The sequence below is a fragment of the Micromonospora sicca genome (assembly GCF_003172935.1).
Classification (GTDB): domain Bacteria; phylum Actinomycetota; class Actinomycetes; order Mycobacteriales; family Micromonosporaceae; genus Micromonospora; species Micromonospora sicca.
In genome coordinates this window covers 1-5683 of record NZ_QGKS01000130.1, presented here as the reverse complement: position 1 = coordinate 5683, position 5683 = coordinate 1, and the positions used below count along the sequence as shown (strand labels likewise).

At 69.9% G+C, this 5683-nt stretch carries 2 protein-coding genes; both read right to left on the bottom strand.

The window, feature by feature from the left end:
- Positions 1–186: 186 nt before the first annotated feature.
- The gene (locus DKT69_RS06265) at positions 187–621 is read right to left on the bottom strand and encodes a VOC family protein (RefSeq protein WP_109800629.1); all 435 of its coding nucleotides are present in this window, start codon (positions 619–621) and stop codon (positions 187–189) included.
- Between the two features lie 730 nt (positions 622–1351).
- Positions 1352–5632 carry a galactose-binding domain-containing protein gene (locus tag DKT69_RS06260; RefSeq protein ID WP_109800628.1) on the bottom strand — a complete coding sequence of 1427 codons (4281 nt, stop codon included), beginning with the start codon at positions 5630–5632 and terminating at the stop codon, positions 1352–1354.
- Positions 5633–5683: the final 51 nt, after the last annotated feature.

Sequence of the window (5683 nt, the reverse complement as noted above, 5' to 3'; positions counted from 1 at the left end):
ACCCCTCCCCGTCGTGGCCGGCCCCGGCGGGGAGGGGTTGTTGGTGTCGGGGCGGGCGATCCGCGCCGAGCCCGTGGACACCGAGGGGTGGTTCTGGATCAGGACCGTTGGCGCGCCGCGGGACGGCGACCCTCGTGATGGCGAACTGCACCAGTCGACTCGCGAAGGTGCCACGTTCGCGGCCACTCAGTCGAGACAGAACTCGTTGCCCTCGATGTCCTGCATCACGAGGCACGACTCGTTGTCGCCATCGGCAGGCAGTAGTCGCACGCGTACCGCGCCGAACGCGACCAGTCGTGCGCATTCGGCCTCAAGTGCGGCCAGGCGCTCTTCACCCACGAGCCCGGTGCCGACCCGCACGTCAAGATGCAGCCGATTCTTGACGACCTTGCCTTCGGGAACGCGCTGGAAGAACAGTCGCGGGCCCACGCCTGAGGGATCAATGCATGCGAACGCTGAACCCTGATGCTCAGGCGGCAGCGCGCGATCGAAATCGTCCCAAGTAGCAAACCCCTCCGGCGGCGGCGGTACGACGTACCCCAACACCTCGCACCAGAAACGAGCGAGGCGCTCAGGTTCTGCGCAGTCGAAGGTGACTTGGATCTGCTTGACCGACGCCATCGGTCCACCATAGAAGCGGGGTCTTTCGTCGTCTCCACGGGCCCGCCCCTGGGTAGGTTGTGGCGCAGCGGCCGACTCTTGACGATGAGTGGGACCTTGAGCCGTGGGATGACGATCCCGACGGTGTCCATGCCCACTACATTCGGGAGTCCAGTGAGCCCGAATCGACGACGAGGGTCGAGAGATCTGGCTTTACGTATACAGCCCACGCAGCTAGTACGATGACCCGGCGGGTAGTGCCCGGCATCGTCTTGACGTCCGCTCATCGGAAGCGGATGTGGCGCCCGGTCGATGCCGCATCGCTGGTTACTGATCCTCACGACGGCGCCGACAGTCTCGTGGATTTCGCCGGGTCCGCTGCTCGGCTTCGCAACCGGTTGGAGCGTCGGATTTGCCTCCGCTCATCGCATCGTCTACCTGCAGGACGCTATGCGCGTTCAGCCGTACCTGGCTGGCACGTTGACCCGTACGCCGACACGAGTGCGTGGGCTGCCCACCGTGCCCGACCGCGAATGGGATCGGCTAGTACCTTCACCTGATCACTGCTCGCCCGGCCCACCATGGCGCAAGCCAGCCAGTGACCGTCGAACTGCTGGTAACACGGCAGGCAGGCAACGCTGGCGTGCGTTTGGCAGGTCACCGGCCTGATTACCTGACCGGGCGGCAACGACACGGTGGCCGGCGACGCCGCCGGAAGGGCCTCCCCCTTCCGGCGGCGTCGGCCACGCCGTCAGTTGCGGGTGATGGTGAACGTGCTGGTGGTGTTTCGGATGTCCTGGTAGTTGTCGGTCAGTCGCAGGTTGGTGAAGGTGGCCGAGCCGACCGCCGGCCCCTGGCCCGCCTCGGGCATCTCGTTGACCCAGATCCCGAAGCCGGACTTGGCGTCGAACGCGTCACCGCTGCGCCGGGCCCCGGAGATCGACACGTTGGTGAAGACCGTGTCGGTGATCGGGTTCTCCGGCTGGCCGCCGGTGTACTTCGTCTGGAACATGATCCCCGAGTATGTCGGGTCGACGATGTCGACGTCGGAGACCCGGATGCCGCGGAACTCCTTCGAGGCGGAGAAGACCCAAATCGCCGGGAAGGTCTGCGCGCCCCAGAAGTGGCCGCCCGCCCGGATCAGCGAGATGTTCTGGAACTGCGTCGGCGGGCTGGCCCCGAACCCGACGAACGGGTAGCCGAAGTCCAGCGAGCTGATCGTGATGCCGGCGTAGGTAAGCATGTCGGCGATGTAGAGGTTGCGGAAGACGTTGTCGTAGCCGCCGTACACGGCCACGCCCGCCGCCCGCCAGGTCAGCGTCGCGGTCAGGTTCTCGAAGACGTTGCCGTGGTTGCCGGTGGACCCGCCCTGGTCGGTGGCCGAGAAGAGCGCGAACGCGTCGTCGCCGTTGGACCGCCCCTCGGTGTTGGTGACCGTGTTGCCGGTGCTGGCGTTGGTCATGTTCACCCCGTCGGCGAAGGTGTCCCGGAACCGGCTGTCCCGGATGGTCAGGCCGCTGACGCTCACCCCCCAGTACGCGCAGACGGTGTGCTCGACCCAGACGCTGTCCAGGGTGAGGTTGTCGACGTCCTTCAGCTCGCCCCAGACCTTGCCCGGCCCGTCGATCCGGTTGGTGTAGTTGCCGAAGAAGGCCAGGTGGGCGAAGGAGGAGCCGCTGGCCGAGGACTGCACGGCGAAACCGGCGTCGGTGTTCTGCTGGGTCGGTGGGGTGCGGAACCGGGTGTACCACATGCCCGCGCCGACCACCTTGACCGGCTTGCCGTACACCTGGAGCTTCTGGGCGGTGTCGTAGGTGCCGGCCGGTAGGTAGACGCCGAGCAGGGTGCCGGTGGTGTCCATCCGGACCGCGTCGAGGGCGTTCTGCACGTCGGCGTGGCTGAACCCGTTCGGCACCTTGTAGCGGGCCGGGTCCGGGTTGGCCCGGGGCGCCACCAGCTCGGTGTTGACGAAGTCGATGGCGTACGTGGTGCTGTTCGCCGGGTCCTTCTGCAGCCGGATCGTGCTGCCCGCCGGAACCGTCGAGTCGAGCATCACGTTGGCCTCGTCGTACAGGTGCCGGGGTGCGCCGGCGCCCGGCGAGTCGCTGGGCCCGGCCTCGGCGCCGTAGAGCCAGATGTGCTTCGAGGTGAGGTTGATCGGCTTGTGCAGGACTCCGTTGACGTAGACGTTCAACGTGGAGTCGATCCCCCCGCCGCCCGCCGAGTCCGGGATGGAGAAGCGGGTGACCAGGGTGTTGGTCGCCGCCCGGGTGGTCCATTCGACGTACGCGCCGGTGCTGTTCAGGGTGACCGCCCGGCGGCCGGAGGCCTCCCCGGCGAGGTCGCCGATGGTCCGGTTCGGCCCGATTACCTGCGCCCCGCCGCCGACCCGGCCGTCCTCGGCCTCGTACATGTCGTACGGCAGGTTCGCTCCCCGGCCTACGAAGAGCGGCCGGTCGCTGGTGTTGTTCTGCTGCTTGACCGGCAGCTCGTTGGCGTCCGCGGCCAGCGCCACCCGGACGGTGTAGCGACCGTTGGCCGCGGTCCAGGTGCCGAGGTCGACCGGCGGGCTGCTCGCCCCGGCGGCGATCGTGCCGCTGTACGAGCCGGTCAGCGTACGGACCGTCCCGCCGGTGTCGTTGAGCACGGTGAGCGTGATGCCGTGCGTCCCGCCGGCCGAGGCGACGGTGCCCTGGTTGCGGAGGGTCACCGCGAAGCCGACGGTGGCGCCGGCGCTGGGCGTGCCGGGAGACCAGGTGACTGCCGAGGCGACCAGGTCGGAGCTGGCCACCGGGCTGACCGTCAGCGAGCCGGTCCGGCTGTTGTTCGACTCGTTCTGCTCGATCACCGTGTTCGCCTCGTCGACCGTGGCGGTGACCGGGTAGGTGGCCGCGTCGCGGACCCCGATGTTCGCCGAGACGGTGGTCGAGGCTCCGGCGGCGAGGGCGCCGACGGCGGCGGTGCCGACCTTCGTCGTACCCAGGTAGAAGGTGACGTTGCTGGCGGCGGAGGCGGCGGTGCCCGCGTTGCGGACGGTCGCCGACAGGGTGACCGGGTCGGTCTCCACCGGCGCGGCCGGCGCGGACGACAGGCCGGTGACAGTCAGGTCCGGGTTCGGCGCGGGGGTGCCGATCACCTGGAGTTCGGCGACCTGCCCGTTGGACGAGCCGGAATTGGCGGTGAACTGGAGCCGCACGTCGGCGGCCGTGGCGGAGAGCGGGATGGTCACAGTGTTGCTGCTGGTCGGGCTGAACGAGTAGGTGGCCGCCCCGACCAGGCTGGTGTACCCGGACGCGGACTGCTCCCGGCCGAGCACCTGGAAGGTCTGCGTCCGGGGTCCCCAGACCGGGTCGGGGTTGAGCTTGACCACGATCGCGCTGATGCTGGCGTTGGCGCCCAGCGCGACGGTCAGCGTGCTCGGGTACGCCCCCGGCGCGCCCTCCCAGTAGGTGGTCACGTCGTCGTCGTTGGCGTTGGCGGCGGCGTAGACGTGCACCACCGAGGAGGCGGTGATCGGCTTGCCGGCGGCCAGGTTGCCGCCGCTGGGCGTGCTGCCGGTGCGGGTGACTGTGTTGCTGGTCGCCGAGACGTTTCCGGCCGCGTCCTTCGCCCGGACGTAGTAGGAGACGGTGGCACTGTCCGGCTGGGTGTCGGTGTACGACAGGGTGGAGCCGCCGACGCTGCCGCGCAACGCGTTGTCGGCGTAGACGTCGTAGCCGGTCACCCCGACGTTGTCGGTCGACGCGGTCCAGCTGAGCCGGATCTGCCCGGCCGCCGGCTGGGTGTAGGCCAGGTTGCCGGGCGCGGTCGGCGCGGTGGTGTCCCCGGTGTTGCCGGTCCGGGTGACGGTGTTGCTGTTCGCGGACTGGTTCCCGGCGGCGTCGCGGGCCCGCACGAAGTAGGCGACGGTCGTGCCGGCCGGCTGGGTGTCGGTCCAGGTCAGGGTCGAGCCGCCGACGCTGGTGCGCAGGACGCCGTTGGCGTAGACGTCGTAGCCGGTCACGCCCACGTTGTCGGTCGACGCCGTCCAGGTCAGCCGGACCTGGTCGGCGGCGGGCTCGGTGAAGGCGAGGTTGCCGGGGGCGCTGGGCGGCTGGGTGTCCCCGGCGCTCGGTCCGTAGATCTCCAGCTCGGCGAGCTGACCGGCCGGCCAGGCGGTGTTGGCGGTGAAGAGCAGTCGGACGTACCGGGTGCTGGCGGTGGCGAAGCTGATGGTCACGGCGTTGCCGCCGGTGGGGGTGAAGGCGTACCCGGCGGAGGCGACGATCGGGCTGAACGTGGCGCCGTCGGTGCTGCCCTGCACGGTCAGGGTCTGGGTGCGGGCCTCCCAGCCGGGAGGCAGCTTGAGCACCAGCTTGTTGACGCCGACCGTGGCGCCCAGGTCGGCCCGGAGCCACTGCGGGAAGGCGTTGTTTGCGCTCTCCCAGTAGCTGCCGGCGTTGCCGTCGTTGGCGTTGCCGGCGCCGTAGACGTCGGCGTGGCTGCTCTCGGCCATGGACCGGCCGAGCGCCAGGTTGGTCGACGAGGCGGCGGCGCCGTGTACCGCCAGCTCGGCGAGCTGGGCTGCGGGCCAGCCGGTGTTGGCGGTGACGGCGATCCGGACGTACCGGGTGGTGGTGGCCGGGAAGGTGAGCGTCACGGCGTTGCCGTTGGCAGGGCTGAAGGTCTGCCCGGCCGAGCCGACGATGGTGCTGAAACCGCTCCCGTCGGCGCTGCCCTGCACGGACAGGGTCTGGGTGCGGGCCTCCCAGCCCGCGGGCAGCTTCAGCACGACCTGGTCGACCGACTGGGCGGCGCCGAGGTCCACCTGGGCCCACTGGGGGAACGCGCCACCGCTCTCCCAGTAGCTGTCCTGGTTGCCGTCGGTGAGGTTGCCCGCGGTGTACGGGCCGTTGGTGCTGCTGGCCGAGGCGGTCCGGCCGAGGGCGAGGTTGGGGCCGCCGGCCGCGGCGGCCGGCGACGGGGGCGGGGCGGTGACGGCCAGGCCGACCACGGCGAGCACCGCGACGAGTCTGGTACGGAATCTGGACATGGTGGAGGGACACCTGCTTCCGGGGACGTGGAGAGGTGGGCGGGGTGAGGG